The 13,750-nt window shown below is 71.2% G+C and carries 11 protein-coding genes; 10 read left to right on the top strand and 1 reads right to left on the bottom strand.

Going from position 1 to position 13,750, the window contains the following annotated elements:
* Positions 1-2 precede the first annotated feature (2 nt).
* On the top strand, positions 3-995 hold the full coding sequence (locus tag ACTMTF_RS17600; RefSeq protein ID WP_441111634.1) for a PfkB family carbohydrate kinase: 993 nt from the start codon (positions 3-5) through the stop codon (positions 993-995).
* Between the two features lie 79 nt (positions 996-1,074).
* Positions 1,075-1,977, top strand: coding sequence for a VOC family protein (locus tag ACTMTF_RS17595; protein ID WP_441111633.1), 903 nt, complete (start codon positions 1,075-1,077; stop codon positions 1,975-1,977).
* Here the strand turns inward: ACTMTF_RS17595 and ACTMTF_RS17590 are convergent.
* Positions 1,967-3,313, bottom strand: coding sequence for a PucR family transcriptional regulator (locus ACTMTF_RS17590; RefSeq protein WP_441111632.1), 1,347 nt, complete (start codon positions 3,311-3,313; stop codon positions 1,967-1,969). The two genes, ACTMTF_RS17595 and ACTMTF_RS17590, sit on opposite strands and share 11 nt — an antisense overlap.
* A 406-nt stretch (positions 3,314-3,719) precedes the next feature.
* Between ACTMTF_RS17590 and ACTMTF_RS17585 the strand changes: the two genes are divergently transcribed.
* The 8 genes from ACTMTF_RS17585 to ACTMTF_RS17550 all read left to right on the top strand — a co-directional run bounded on the left by ACTMTF_RS17585 (position 3,720) and on the right by ACTMTF_RS17550 (position 13,602).
* On the top strand, positions 3,720-4,655 hold the full coding sequence (locus ACTMTF_RS17585; RefSeq protein WP_441111819.1) for an ABC transporter permease: 936 nt from the start codon (positions 3,720-3,722) through the stop codon (positions 4,653-4,655).
* A complete protein-coding gene (locus tag ACTMTF_RS17580; protein ID WP_441111631.1) occupies positions 4,652-5,536 on the top strand; it encodes an ABC transporter permease in 885 nt (294 codons plus the stop codon). The genes ACTMTF_RS17585 and ACTMTF_RS17580 overlap by 4 nt, the downstream gene beginning before the upstream one ends.
* A complete protein-coding gene (locus ACTMTF_RS17575) occupies positions 5,533-6,564 on the top strand; it encodes an ABC transporter ATP-binding protein (RefSeq protein ID WP_441111630.1) in 1,032 nt (343 codons plus the stop codon). The genes ACTMTF_RS17580 and ACTMTF_RS17575 overlap by 4 nt, the downstream gene beginning before the upstream one ends.
* Positions 6,557-7,579, top strand: a complete 1,023-nt coding sequence (locus tag ACTMTF_RS17570; protein WP_397007263.1) for an ABC transporter ATP-binding protein — start codon at positions 6,557-6,559, stop codon at positions 7,577-7,579. Before ACTMTF_RS17575 ends, ACTMTF_RS17570 begins: the two co-directional genes overlap by 8 nt.
* A complete protein-coding gene (locus tag ACTMTF_RS17565) occupies positions 7,576-9,996 on the top strand; it encodes a CaiB/BaiF CoA transferase family protein (RefSeq protein WP_441111629.1) in 2,421 nt (806 codons plus the stop codon). Before ACTMTF_RS17570 ends, ACTMTF_RS17565 begins: the two co-directional genes overlap by 4 nt.
* Positions 9,997-10,109: 113 nt before the next feature.
* Positions 10,110-11,360 (top strand): amidohydrolase family protein, encoded by a 1,251-nt coding sequence (locus ACTMTF_RS17560; protein WP_441111628.1) that lies wholly within the window; start codon positions 10,110-10,112, stop codon positions 11,358-11,360.
* On the top strand, positions 11,318-12,409 hold the full coding sequence (locus ACTMTF_RS17555) for a peptidyl-alpha-hydroxyglycine alpha-amidating lyase family protein (RefSeq protein WP_441111627.1): 1,092 nt from the start codon (positions 11,318-11,320) through the stop codon (positions 12,407-12,409). The genes ACTMTF_RS17560 and ACTMTF_RS17555 overlap by 43 nt, the downstream gene beginning before the upstream one ends.
* Positions 12,406-13,602: a cobalamin-independent methionine synthase II family protein gene (locus ACTMTF_RS17550; protein ID WP_441111626.1), complete on the top strand. Its 1,197-nt coding sequence runs from the start codon at positions 12,406-12,408 to the stop codon at positions 13,600-13,602. The genes ACTMTF_RS17555 and ACTMTF_RS17550 overlap by 4 nt, the downstream gene beginning before the upstream one ends.
* Positions 13,603-13,750 lie beyond the last annotated feature (148 nt).

Here is a 13,750-nt window from a genome sequence, read left to right as displayed (position 1 = left end):
CCGTGCCCGCAGGGACGACCGCGGTGATCGGATCGATCGCCACCGACCACCTGATGCACTTTCCGGGCCGCTTCGCGGACCATCTCGTGGCCGACCGGCTCAACCGGGTGTCACTGAGCTTCCTGGTCGACGATCTCGTCGTCCACCGTGGCGGGGTCGGCGCGAACATCGCCTTCGGCATGGGAGTCCTGGGACAACGCCCGGTGCTCGTGGGAGCCGTCGGCGCCGACTTCGCCGACTACCGGGCGATCCTCGAACGGCACGGCGTCGACTGCGGCGGGGTCCTCACCGTGGAGTCGGCCCACACCCCGCGCTTCACCTGCACCACCGATGACGACCAGTGCCAGCTCGCGTCCTTCTACCCGGGGGCGATGACGGAGACGAAGAACATCGCACTCGCCCCCATCGTGGAGCGGTACGGCATCGACCTGGTGCTGGTCGGCGCGAGCGATCCGGACGCGATGGTGGCGCAGACCGAGGAGGCCAGGTCGCTGGGCGTGCCGTTCGCCGCGGACCCGTCGCAGCAGCTGCCCCGCCTCGACGGCGACCAGTGCCGGGCCCTGGTCGACGGCGCCACCTACCTGTTCACCAACGAGTACGAGCTGGAACTGCTGATCCGCAAGACCGGCTGGGACGCCGACGAGATCACCGGCCGGGTCGGCCTGCGGGTGACCACCCTGTCAGACCGAGGCGTCGACATCGTCGGCCGCGACGGCACCGCGCTGCACGTCGGGGTGGTGCCGGCCCGGACGATCGCCGACCCGACCGGCGTCGGCGACGGGTTCCGGGCCGGATTCCTGGCCGGCGGGAACGGCGGGCTGGGGCTGGAGCGGGCCGCCCAGCTCGGCGCGCTCGTCGCCACGCTGGTGCTGGAGACGAACGGCGCCCAGGAGTGGGTCATCGACGCCGACACCGACGTGGCACGCCTGCGCGAGGCCTACGGGGAGGAGGCGGCGGCGGACATCGAGCCGGTGCTGCGCGCCGCGCTGACCTGAGCGGCGGTGCCGCGTTTCCCCGGCCGCGTATTCTTGTCGTGGCGCACCCTGTGCGCCGCGAAGTGCGAGGAGATGCGGCATGCGAAGCATCGGATACATCGGCGTGCGGTCCGCGTCGGGGGAGGATTGGCTGGGCTTCGGCCCGCGCGTCTTCGGCTTCGAGACCTACCGGCTGCCGGACGGCACGGTCCGGGTGCGCTGGTGCGACCGGTCCCACCGCCTCGCGATCCACCCGGGCGACTCCGACCGGCTGCTCTACCTCGGCTGGGAGATCGGCGCCGAGGAGTCACTGGAGGGCGTCGCGGCCCAGCTGACCGCCGCCGGGTTCGAGGTGACGGCGGGCTCGGCCCAGCTGGCGGCCGAGCGCTCCGTCGAGCGGCTCATCTTCTTCGACGACCCCTTCGGCCTGCGGCACGAGTTCTTCGTCGGCCAGGAGGAGACGGCGGGCTCCTACCAGGGCCGGCGGCCGACGTCGCGGACGGTCACCGGGGCGCTCGGCCTCGGCTTCGTCGTGCTGCGGCTGCCGGACCTCCAGCGGGGGCTCGACTTCTACGCCGGCGTGATGGGCATGAAGGTGTCCGACGCGATCAACCTCGGCGCGCACCTCGGCGAGATGTGGTTCCTCCGGTGCAATCCTCGCCACCACAGCATCGCCCTGCTCGAAGGGGGCGACGCCCTCCGGCTCGAACACCTGATGATCGAGGCGACGACGCTGGAGGAGGTGGAGATCGCCTGGGACCTGGCCAGGAGCGAGATGGACGCCTTCGTCAGCCCCGGACGCCGGCTGTCGGACAACATGTTCCTGTTCCGGGTCCACACCCCGACCGGCTTCAACGTCTGTTACGGGTGGGGTGCGACCCCGGTCGACGACGAGGAGAGCTGGATCCCGCGTTACATCGACTCGTCGACCGGCGCCGGCATCGTCTACTCCGCCGCCGCCGTCGTGACGGCGGGCGATCCTTCCCCCGAGGTCAAGCGCTGACGTCGAGGGCGTCGATGATCTCCAGGGCCACCTGCGCGGCGAGGCGGTCGCGATAGGTGTTCAGGTCCAGGCCGGTGATCTCCTCGATCCGGTGGATCCGGTAGGTGACCGTGTTGGGATGCACGTGCAGCAGCTTCGACGCCCGTTGCGGGCTGTTGTTCTCCCGGAAGTAGCACATCAGCGTGGCGATGAACTCCGAGTGGTGCTTCCTCTCGTGGCGCAGCACCTCGCCGAGGATGTCCGTGGCGAACTCGCGCAGCGTCTCGATGTCGGGCACCTGGAGCAGCAGGCGGCTGATGCCCAGCTTGTCGAAGGCGACCACGGCGCCGCGCTGGCCGAGCCGCCGGATCACCTCGGTGGTCCGCCGCGCCTCCTCGTACGAGCGGGCGATGTGCGCCGGTTCGCGGAACGCGCCGCCGACGCCGATGGACACGCCGACATCGGGGAACAGCGCCCCGAGGCGTTGCACGCACAGGGTGCCGAGCTGCTCGGCCCTGGTGAATGAGCCCGTGGTCGAGCCCGTCGTGGTGCTCTCGGTCAGCACCACGACCACCTCCTCCGTGCGCACGGAGGTGATCGCGTCCGGGGACTGGGCGAGGAACAGGCGCGCGGTCGCGCCCGCGGCGCGTTCGGCGACCAGGGCGCTGCGCTGGGTGTCGCCCGCGGGCGGTTCGAGGATGATCGACAGGACGCGGTGGTCGCGCTCGGTGTCGTAGCCGAGATGCTGCGCCCAGCGGACGACCTCGTCGTTGTCCCGGCCCGACCCGGACAGCAGCCCTTCGACGAGGTCGTCACGCACCTGGCTGGCCGCTGAGAAGATGACGCGCTCGCGGGCCAGGATCACCCCGCAGATCGTCGCGGCGTGCTCGGCGATCAGCAGGTCGATGTCCTCGCCCTGGTCCGGGGCCGCCGCGACGAGCGAGACGAGATAGGCGGGCACGGTGTCGCCGACCAGGATCGGGGCCACGATGCGGGCCCGGCCGCGCGCCGGGTCCGGCAGCCGGAGCGGGTGGCGGGACTTGCCGGCGTTGGCGAGCATGTGCGCCAGCCGGGGGTGGATCAGATGGTCGTGGACGTACTGGATGGCGCTTTCGTCGCTCTCGCCGGGCGAGGCCGCGGCGAGGATGCCCATCTTCTGGCTGATGACGGCCACCGTCACGTCGGTCCGGTGGGCGACGAGATGGGCGACCGTGCCGATGTCGGCGTCCTGGAGAGCCAGGCCGGACAGGTGGCGGTAGATCTCCACCAGGTCGCGGAGAGTCCGGTTTTCCTGGGTGATTTCGGTAGAGCCGCTGGTGACACTGGTCAGGCCGGTGAACTGTGACTCTGCGGCCATGAGCGAATCCTAAGGTCGAACGCCGGGGTTGCCATGTGTGTGACGACAAAGAGTACGTCCCCATGCTGTGCTGTGGCCCACAGTGCTACCTCGTCCTGTCGGCTATACGTGGTAACTGACCTGTGCCCGCCGCCGTCTGACCGTGACGGCATTTCGGGTGGTCACCGCCTTGCGACGGGTGTCCGGTAACGATCCCGAAACCGCCCATTTACGCAACGGCTCCCTCTTGACGCCCACGTAGCCGCAGGGCAGCATTGCGTTTACAACTATTGCACATTTTGTCCCATTATCGGACAACGGCGCGGTGGATCGATGTGACACGGACGGAGCCGGCGAGTGTCTCGCCCGGCTCCGACACAGTCTTCGTTCCGCGCAGTGCTGGACGGAGGTGGCGGTGAGCGCAGGCATGGTAATGCGCCGGCTCGGCGGCGGTCTGCTGGTCTTGTGGCTTGTTTCGATACTCACCTTCTTGCTGGTGCAGCTGATTCCCGGCGATGTGGCCGAGGTGATCGCAGGTGAGAACGCCACTGTGGCCGAAGTGGCCAGGATCCGCGCCGAGCTCGGCCTGGACAAGCCCGTCCTGGAGCAGTACGTCAGCTGGTTCGCCGGCGTGCTGCAGGGAGATCTCGGTGACTCGCTGTTCACCAACCGGTCGGTCTCCTCGACGATCCTCGAGGCGGCGCCCCCGACCGTGATCATCACCCTGATGGCGATCGGGGTCGCGGTCGTGGTCGGCGTGACGGCCGGGATCGTCGCGGGCCTGACCCAGGGCAGCTGGATCGACCGGGCCGTGTCGGCCCTGGCCACGCTCGGCATCGCGATGCCCAGCTTCTGGCTCGCGATGGTGCTCGTATCGCTGTTCGCCCTGGCCAACCCCTGGCTACCGGCGACCGGATACGTCGACATCAGGGAGGGATTCGGGGTGTGGCTCTCCCACGTGATCCTCCCGGCCACGTCACTCGGCCTGGCCACCTCGGCGGAGCTCGCCAGACACACCCGGGGCTGCGTCGCCGACGTGCTCACCCGCCCGTACGTGCGCACGGCACGGGCACGAGGCGCGTCGGGAGCCTGGCTGGTCCGCAGGCACATCCTGCGCAACGCGGCCATCCCTGTCGTGACAGTACTCGGCCTGCAGGCCGGACGACTGCTCGGGGGGGTCATCGTGGTGGAGGCCGTGTTCGGCATCTCCGGCCTCGGCTCCCTGGCCATCAACTCGGTGCTGCAACGGAACTACCCGATGATCCAGGGCTACGTCCTGTTCAGCGCCGTCATCGTGGTGGCGATCAACCTCATCGTGGACCTGGCCTACGGCTGGATCAACCCGAAGGTGCGTACGGCATGACCACCACGACGACCACGCTCCCCACCGCCGCCGTCAAGAGCTCGCGCCCCGCGCGTCACGTCGTCCTGACGATCCTGCGCCGGCCGGCCAGCGCCACCGCCGTCGCCTTCGTCGCCCTCCTCGTCTTCCTGGCGATCGCCGGCCCGCTCGTCTCCCCGCACGACCCGGAGGCGCAGAACCTCGGCAACAGGTTCGCCGAGCTCAGCTGGACGCATCTGCTCGGCACCGACGAGTTCGGGCGCGATGTCGCGAGCCGGATCATCCAGGCCTCGCGCATCGCCGTCATCGCCCCGCTCATCTCGGTGGGCGTGGCGCTGCTCATCGGCCTGCCGCTCGGGCTGTGGGCCGGCCTGCGCCGCGGTGTCGTCGACGCCGTCGCGGGCCGGCTGGCCGACACGATCCTCAGCCTCCCGGCGCTGGTCGGGGCGCTGGCCATCGTCGCGGTGCTCGGCCCGGGGCTGGTCAACGCCATGCTCGCGGTCGGCATCATCTTCGCGCCCGGCCTGTTCAGAGTCGTACGCGGCGCGACGCTGGCCGTCGCGGAGGAGACCTTCGTCGACTCGGCGGTGGCCATCGGCTCGTCCACCCGACGCACCCTGTGGGTGCACATCCTGCCCAACATCGCCGCTCCGCTGCTGGTCCAGGTCACGATCCTGATGGGCGTCGCGCTCCTGGCCGAGGCGAGCCTGAGCTTCATCGGCCTGGGTGTCCAGCCACCCGACGCCAGCTGGGGCTCGATGCTCAAAGCCGCGTACACCAACCAGTTCCACTCGCCCTTCTCGGTGGTGCCGTCCGGAATCGCGATGGTGCTGACCGTGCTCGCGTTCAACACGATCGGTGACTCGATCCGTGACGCCGTCGGACTCAGGAGGCGGACATGACAGCAGGACCGGGACAGCGAAGCGACGCCGCCGAGCCGTTGCTGTCCGTCGAGGGCCTCACCATCGATCTGCCCGGCGGTGTCGGGCAGCCCGGACTGGTGGAAGACGTCACCTTCGAGGTGCGCAAGGGGCAGGCGGTCGCGCTGATCGGCGAGTCCGGCTGCGGCAAGTCGCTGACCTCCATGGCGATCCTGGGCCTGCTGCCCGCGGCCGTCCGGGTCTCGGCGGGCTCGATCCGCTTCGACGGGGTCGACCTGCTCACCTGCAGCCGGCGGGAGCTCCGCCGGATCCGGGGCGGGCCGGTCGGCATGGTGTTCCAGGAGCCGATGAGCAGCCTCAACCCGACGATGACCGTCGGCGACCAGATCGCCGAGGTGCGCCGGCTGCACCTGGGCGAGCGGCGGTCGGTGGCGCTCAAGCAGGCGGGAAAGCTGCTGAGCCGGGTCGGCATCCCGAACGCCGAACGCAGGCTCGGGTCCTACCCGCACGAGATGAGCGGCGGCATGCAGCAACGCGTCATGATCGCGGCCGCCATCGCCTGCGACCCGAAGCTGCTGATCGCCGACGAGCCGACCACCGCCCTGGACGTCACCATCCAGGCCGAGATCCTGGAGCTGCTGCGCGATCTGCGACGGGACCTCGATCTGGCCGTCCTGCTGGTCACCCACGATCTCGGCGTGGTCGCGGACTTCTGCGACGACGTGGTCGTCATGTACGCCGGTCACATCGCCGAGCGGACCCCCGTCGACCGGCTCTTCTACGAGCCGCAGCACCCGTACTCCAGCGCGCTGCTCGCCGCCGTGCCGCAGGCGGGCCGGGCCAGGACCAGCCTGACGGTCATCCCGGGCAGGGTCCCGTCCGCGGGGCAGTTCCCCGGCGGCTGCCGGTTCGAGCCCCGCTGCGGGCACAGCGTCGACGACGTCTGCCGGCGACCACAGGCCGACACGACCATCGGCGACGATCGCCGCACCCGGTGCGGGCGCGTCGCCTCCGGCGACCTGATTCTGAAGGGGACCGTCCGTGGCTGAGGATCATGTGGTCTTGCGCGTGCGCGGCCTGACCAAGTCGTTCCCGCTGCGCCGCAGCATGCTGGGCCGGACGCTGGAGAGCGTCCGCGCCGTCGACGGAGTCGACCTGGAGGTACGGGCCGGCACCACGGTCGGCATCGTGGGCGAGTCCGGATCGGGCAAGACGACGGTGGGCCGGCTGATGGCCCGGCTGCTCAAGCCCGACCAGGGCACGGTCGAGGTGGAGGGCAAGGACGTCAGCAGGGCGCGCGGCAGCGAGCTCAAGGAGATGCGCAGCCGGCTCCAGGTCATCTTCCAGGATCCGTACGGCGCGCTCGACCCGACCAAGACGATCGGCCACGCCATCGCCGAGCCCCTCCTGGTCCACGGCAAGATCGGCCGGGGCGAGATGCGTGAGCGCGCCGCCCAGCTGCTCGGCCGGGTCACCCTCGATCCGGCGTTCGTCGACAGGTATCCGGACGAGCTGTCCGGCGGGCAGCGGCAGCGGGTCTGCATCGCCCGCGCGCTGGCGCTCTCGCCGAGCGTCCTCGTCGCCGACGAGCCGACCTCCGCGCTGGACCTGTCCACCCGCTCGGAGATCCTCAACCTGCTGCTGTCGATCCAGCAGGACACCGGGCAGGCGATGGTCCTCGTGTCCCACGACTTCGCCACGGTCAGGCACCTGTCGCACCGGATCGCGGTGATGTACCTGGGCCGGATCGTCGAGGAGGGCACCGCGGAGCAGATCGCGACCGACCCGCGGCACCCGTACACCAAGGCGCTGCTGTCGGCGGTGCCCGTGCCCGACCCGGAGGTGCAGCGGTCGCGCCGCCGCACCGTGCTCAGCGGCGAGCTGCCCGATCCGGCGAACCCCCCGTCGGGCTGCCGCTTCCGCACCCGCTGCCCGGTCGCCCAGGACGAGTGCGCGCACCAGGACCCGCCGCTGCTGCGGATCGGCGTCCAGCACAGCGTGGCCTGTGTCCTGCACCAGCCGGACGACGCGCCGGTCAACGAGCCCCAGGAGACATCGCGATGAGCACCCCAGAGCAACGGCCGGGAGCTCTCCGAGGGATCCGCGTCGTCGACTTCGGTCACCACGTCGCCGGGCCGCTGGCCGCGGTCATGCTCGCCGACCAGGGAGCCGACGTGGTGCACGTCGACCGTCCTGGCGTCACACCCCCGGCCCACGACGCGTTCTTCAATCGGGGCAAGCGGCGCATCAGCCTCGACCTGAAGGACGCGGCGGACCTGAGCGTCGCCCGCGACCTCGTCCAGCGGGCCGACGTCCTCATCGAGAACTTCCGGCCAGGGGTGATGGACCGGCTCGGGCTCGGCTGGGAGGAGCTGCGCGCCGCCAACCCGCGGCTCGTCTACTGCTCGCTGCCGGGCTTCGCGGCCGACGACCCGCGCGCCGGGGTCCCCGGCTGGGAGGGCGTCATCGCGGCCGCCACCGGCAACTGCCGGATCCGGGCCGGTCACGCGCCGGACGGCTGGGACGACACCCGGCCGACCTACACCGCGATTCCCGTCGCGTCCAACTTCGCGGCGTTCTGTGGCGCCTTCGCGATCGTGGCGAGCCTGACCGCGCGGCAGCGCACCGGGCGTGGTGACCGGGTCGAGGTCCCGCTGTTCGACGCGATGTTCGAGGCCATCGGGGGGAGCGGCGCCTACCCGGTCGCGCAGGGGCTGCCGCCGGACCGGGCGATCAGCTCCAACGGCAGCGGCACGTACCGCTGCTCGGACGGCAGGTACGTGCAGTTCAACCCGATCGGCGCGACGCCCCGCTTCCTCGCCTGGTTCCTGGACGCGGCCGGGGTAACAGCCTGGGTGGGCGAGGGCCTTACCGACCGCGCCCGGCTGGATCGCGACCTGGAGCTGCGCCGGCTGCTGCACGACCGGCTCACCGCGCTGTTCCGGACCCGCCCGGCGGGCGAGTGGGAGGAGCTCGCCGGCGTGGCGGGCGTCCCGCTCGCCGCCGTCCGGACGCTCGCCGAGTGGCTGGAGAACGACCACGCGCTCGCCTCCGGGCAGGTCGTCGTGGTCGACGATCCGGAGCTGGGCGCGACGGCGATGCCCGGCTCGGCGGTGTGGCTGTCCGCCACCCCCGCGCTGCCCGGCAGGCCCCGGCACCTGCCCGACGCGGACCGTGCCGAGATCCTCGCCGAGCTCGCGTCACCGGCCCGCTTGTCGAGTGCCGAGCTCGGGTCGCCCGCCGAGGCGTCCCCCGCCCGCCCGCTGCGCGTCGAGGCCGATCCGATCGCGCTGCCCTACGCGGGGCGGCGGGTCGTCGACCTCACCCAGATCCTGGCCGGGCCGAGCGCGGGACGGATCCTGGTCGAGTTCGGGGCCGACGTCGTGAAGATCAACTCGCCGCAGCGGCGCGTCGGCGCGCACGGGTTCGTCAACCGCGGCAAGCGGACGATCCTCGTGGACGTGAAGTCGAGCCAGGGCCAGCAGGTCCTCTGGCGGCTCATCGACGAAGCGGACGTCCTGACCCACAACTTCCCCGAGCGGACCGCCGAGCGCTACGGCCTGGGCTACGAGCACGTCCGGGCCCGCCGCCCGGACATCGTCTACGTCTCCGTCAGCTGTTACGGCTACGGCGGGCCATGGGCGGGCCGCCGGGGATACGAGACCCAGGGCCAGGCGGCGACCGGGATCATGACCAGGGCGGGCGGCGACGGCCGGCCGGCCGTGCTGGGCCCCTACAACCTTCTGGACTACGGCACCGGCGCCATGGCCGCCTTCGCCGCGGCGGTGGGCATCTACCATCGCGAGCTGACCGGCGCCGGCCAGCAGGTGCGCACCTCACTCACCCAGACGGGCGGCTACCAGCAGGCGAGCTTCGCGGTGCGCCCCGCACGCGAGCTCACCGCCGTCGCGCCAGGTGGGAACGTTCCCACGGGTGCGCTCCCGGTCGAGCCGAGCGGGCCGTCGGCTCTCGGGCTCGGCGCGTGGCATCGGTTCTACCAGGCGGCCGATCGGTGGTTCTTCCTCGGGGCGGCCCGGCGGTCCCTGCCGGTGCTCCGTGAGGTCCCCGGCCTGGAGCGGGCGCTGTCCGGCCTCGACGGGTCCGACGGCGACGCGGTGGCAGCGGCCCTGGAGGCCGCCTTCCGTACCGCCACCGCCCGCGAGTGGACCGACCGCCTCACCGAGGCGGGGCTGGGCGCGCATCCGGTCACGACCCTGGCGGAGCTGATGACCGACCCGTGGGCCCGGTCCAAAGGGCTCACCGTCACCCAGATCTCCGAGGAGGTCGGCGAGGTGGTGATGCCGGGCATCGCCATCCGGGTGCACGGCAACCCGCCGCGCCTGGGCCATCCGGTACGCCGGCCCGGCGCCGACGCGTACGAGGTGCTGGACCGGATCGGGCTCGCCGGCTCGGCCGAGACGCTCGAACAGGCCTGGGCCGTGCAGATGTCCGCGTTGCCCGCGGGCTGGGACCACTTCTGACCCCGAGCCATCTCCGACCCCACCCCTTCCCCACCGCGACGAGCAAGTCACCAGCACATCCCCGGCCCGCTGAGCGGGACGCGCCGCGATCCGCGGCACTGACAGGAGGACTGATGAGCGACGACCAGGCCACCCGGTGCGACCTGTTGATCAAGGGCGGCCGGGTCCTGGACCCCGGGCAGGGGCTCGACGGTGTCATGGACATCGCCGTGACCGGCGGCCGGGTCACGGCGGTGGGGAAGGACATCCCGGCGGACTCGGCCCGCCGGGTGATCGACGCGAGCGGCTCCGGGCGCTACGTGGTCCCCGGCCTGATCGACATCCACACGCACGTCGCGCACGGGGCGATCACCCCCGGCGTGGGCATGGAAGGCTGCGACCCCGACGACATCGGCGTGCGGTCGGGAGTCACCACGCTGGTCGACGCCGGATCCGTCGGCGTCGCCAACATCGGCGTCTTCTCCGCCTACATCCAGCCGAACGCCAGGACGCGGGTCATCCCGTACCTGAACATCGGCAGTTACGCGCACACCATGCCCACCATGATCGACGTCAACGACCTCGCCGAGATCGACCCGGTCGCGATCGCCAAGTGCGTCGCCGCCAATCCGGGGCTGGTCCAGGGGATCAAGCTGCGGCTGGTCGGACCGCTGGTCGCCACGCACGGCAAGGACATCGTGTCCGCGGCCAAGGCGGTGGCCAGGGAGCACGGGGTTCCGCTGATGGTGCACATCGGCGACCTGTCCGCGCGGCGGCGGCCCGATCCGCACCTGCTCGAACCGGCCACCCGCTTCGCCATCGAACAGCTCGACGCGGGAGACATCCTCACCCATCTGTGCACGCCGAACCACGGTGGCGTGATGGACGCGGCGGACCGGATGATGCCCGCCCTGCTCGCCGCCCGCGAGCGCGGCATCACCCTGGACTCGGCGCTGGGCAGGGGGAACTTCGGCTACCGGGTCGCGAGCGAGCAACGCGCGCTCGGTCTCCTCCCCGACACCATCAGCAGTGACCTGACGGCGGCGGGCGAGACCTTCCACTCCCTGCTGGAGTGCATGGCCAAGTTCATGGCCGTGGGCTACACCCTGTCCGAGGTGGTCCGGATGACCACGGCGAACGCGGCGCGGGCGATCCGCGCCGAGCATGAGCTCGGCGCGATCGCGGTCGGCCGGGAAGCCGACCTGACGGTGCTCGACCTGGTCGAGGGTGACTTCGAGTTCGTCGACACCAAGCAGGAGGTCTTCCACGGCGGCTTCGGCCTGCGGCCGGTGCAGACCGTACGGGCCGGCGCGCTGGTCTCGCCCGGCTGGGGGACGCACCCGTGGGGCTGGCTGCCGGCGCCGCGTTCCGGGGCGGCGTCATGACGGCGGTTATGCGCGGGCACGGGCACCGGTTCGAGGTCGACGGTGACTGGGAGCGGCTGCCGGCCGACCTCCAGCACGCGGACGTGGCCGCGGTGGACGTCGACGCCGCCGACCGCGTCTACCTGTTCACCCGCTTCGACGGCCAGGTCATCGTGTACGAGCGCGACGGCACCTTCGTCCGCAGCTGGGGAAAGGGCCTGTTCACCACGCCGCACGGGCTGACCGTCGGGCCGGACGGCGGCGTCTACTGCGTCGACGCGGGCGACCACACGGTCCGCAAGTTCACCCCCGAGGGAGACCTGCTCATGACGCTGGGCACGGCCGGCGTGGCGTCGGACACCGGGTTCGTCTCCGGCCGTCCGGTGCGGGTGCACAGCGTCGAGGGCGTCCGGTACGCGGGCGGGCCGTTCAACCGGCCCACCAACCTGGCCGTCGCCGCGGACGGCGACCTCTACGTGACCGACGGGTACGGGAACAGCCGGGTGCACAGGTTCACCGCGTCCGGTGACCTGATCGGCTCCTGGGGCGAGCCCGGCACCGGTCCGGGGCAGTTCCACCTGCCGCACTGCCTGGACATCGCGGCGGACGGGCGGGTGTTCGTCGGCGACCGGGAGAACGACCGGATCCAGATCTTCACCCCGGACGGCCGCTTCGTCGAGGAGTGGACCGACATCCGGCGCCCGTGCGACCTCACCATCGCCCCGGACGGTTCGGTATACGTCGTCGAGCTGTGGCGGCCGGAGGGCAAGAGGTCCTTCGTGCACGGCGAGGTGGAGCAGGACCAGCCCGCCCGGCTGACCGTGCTGGACCCGCACGGCCGCGTGGTCGAGCGGTGGGGGGACTCCACGACGGATCGCACGGCGGTCGGCAATTTCATCGCACCGCACGGGATCGCCCTGGACTCCCACGGTGACCTGTACGTCGCGGAGGTGACGTACAGCTTCGCCATCAGACCCGGCTGGGTCGCGCAGTCGAGCGCCCGGCACCAACTGCAGAAGTTCCTGCGCGTCGGCGCGGGAGAAGACATCGTGGCTAGGAGACTCGCATGAGGCGCGAAAACCGGATCCTCACCTCGCACGGCGGCAACCTGCCGCGTCCCAAGGACCTGGACGAGCTGATCGCCCAGGGCGACCGGGAGGCCATCGACGCGCGCCTGCCGGGGGCGGTGGCCGAGGTCGTCGCCCGTCAGATCGAGTGCGGCATCGACACCGTCAACGACGGCGAGTACGTCAAGGCCGCGAACATGGCCGGCTACAGCGGCTACATCCACGCCCGGGTGACCGGCTGGGAGAGCCTGCCCATCGACCCGAGCGTCCCGCCGAAGCGCGAGTACGTCGCCGCGCGCGACAAGGCGGACTTCCCGGGCACCTACGCCTCCGGCCTGTGGCTGTCGGGAGCCGGTGGGCCGGTCAGGCCCGGCTTCGCGACCCCCGGCGCCGTACCGAAGATGCCGACGTCGGGCCGGGTGTGCACCTCGCCGATCACGTACATCGGCCAGGACGCCATCGCCGCCGACATCGCGGCGATGAGGACGGCCGTCGACGGCAAGGAGGTGGACGGCTTCATCGCCGCGCTGGGGCCGCTCAGCCTGGGCGCGGGCGCGAGGAACGAGCACTACGCGAGCGAGGAAGAGTACATGTTCGCCGTCGCCGAGGCGCTCCGCGAGGAGTACCGGGCGGTCACCGACGCCGGACTGGTGCTGCAGATCGACGAGCCCGAGTTCGCGACCACCTGGCAGTTCCACCCCACGTGGACGGTCGAGGACCTGCGCCGCTACCTCGAGTTCGCGGTCGAGGTGATCAACCACAGCATCGACGGGCTGCCCGCCGAGCAGATCCGGATGCACACCTGCTGGGGCAGCGGTCACCGGCCGCACACGCACGACATCGGCCTCGAACACATCGCGGATCTGCTCATCAAGGTCAACACACAGGCTTACGCCATCGAGTCAGGAAATGTCCGGCACGCGCACGAGTGGCGGGTGTGGGAGGACGTGAAACTGCCCGAGGGCAAGATCCTGGTGCCCGGCGTGGTCAGCCATGCCACCGACCTGGTCGAGCACCCGGAACTGATCGCCGAACGGCTGACGAACTTCGCCAGTGTGGTGGGAAAGGAGAACCTGCAGGCGGGGACCGACTGCGGAATCGGATCGCGCGTGGGCCACGAGGAGATCGTGTGGGCGAAGCTCGCCGCGCTCTCCGAAGGCGCCGCGATCGCCAGCGGCCGCTTGTGGGCCGACTAGCCCGCGGCTCAAGACCAGGACCTGGTGGGGGCGGAGTTCAGCGTCACGGCTGAAGACAGGTCACCGAGAACAACGGGACACGCGGATACGGGCCGGCACGTTGACGACGGAGCCGGGGAGCACCGCGGGTCGCCAGTCAAACCAGCCA

Origin of the sequence: Nonomuraea sp. ZG12, assembly GCF_052068115.1 — a bacterium.
In the GTDB taxonomy this organism is placed as follows: domain Bacteria; phylum Actinomycetota; class Actinomycetes; order Streptosporangiales; family Streptosporangiaceae; genus Nonomuraea.
The sequence above is the reverse complement of the archived record's forward strand: the minus strand, read 5'-3'. Positions and strand labels throughout refer to the sequence as shown.

Excerpts from the sequence above, each read along its gene's own strand:
- ACTMTF_RS17595 (WP_441111633.1), top strand. The coding sequence starts at position 1,075 with ATGCGAAGCATCGGATACATCGGCGTGCGGTCCGCGTCGGGGGAGGAT.
- ACTMTF_RS17590 (WP_441111632.1), bottom strand. The coding sequence starts at position 3,313 with ATGGCCGCAGAGTCACAGTTCACCGGCCTGACCAGTGTCACCAGCGGC.
- ACTMTF_RS17585 (WP_441111819.1), top strand. The coding sequence starts at position 3,720 with ATGGTAATGCGCCGGCTCGGCGGCGGTCTGCTGGTCTTGTGGCTTGTT.
- ACTMTF_RS17580 (WP_441111631.1), top strand. The coding sequence starts at position 4,652 with ATGACCACCACGACGACCACGCTCCCCACCGCCGCCGTCAAGAGCTCG.
- ACTMTF_RS17575 (WP_441111630.1), top strand. The coding sequence starts at position 5,533 with ATGACAGCAGGACCGGGACAGCGAAGCGACGCCGCCGAGCCGTTGCTG.
- ACTMTF_RS17565 (WP_441111629.1), top strand. The coding sequence starts at position 7,576 with ATGAGCACCCCAGAGCAACGGCCGGGAGCTCTCCGAGGGATCCGCGTC.
- ACTMTF_RS17560 (WP_441111628.1), top strand. The coding sequence starts at position 10,110 with ATGAGCGACGACCAGGCCACCCGGTGCGACCTGTTGATCAAGGGCGGC.
- ACTMTF_RS17550 (WP_441111626.1), top strand. The coding sequence starts at position 12,406 with ATGAGGCGCGAAAACCGGATCCTCACCTCGCACGGCGGCAACCTGCCG.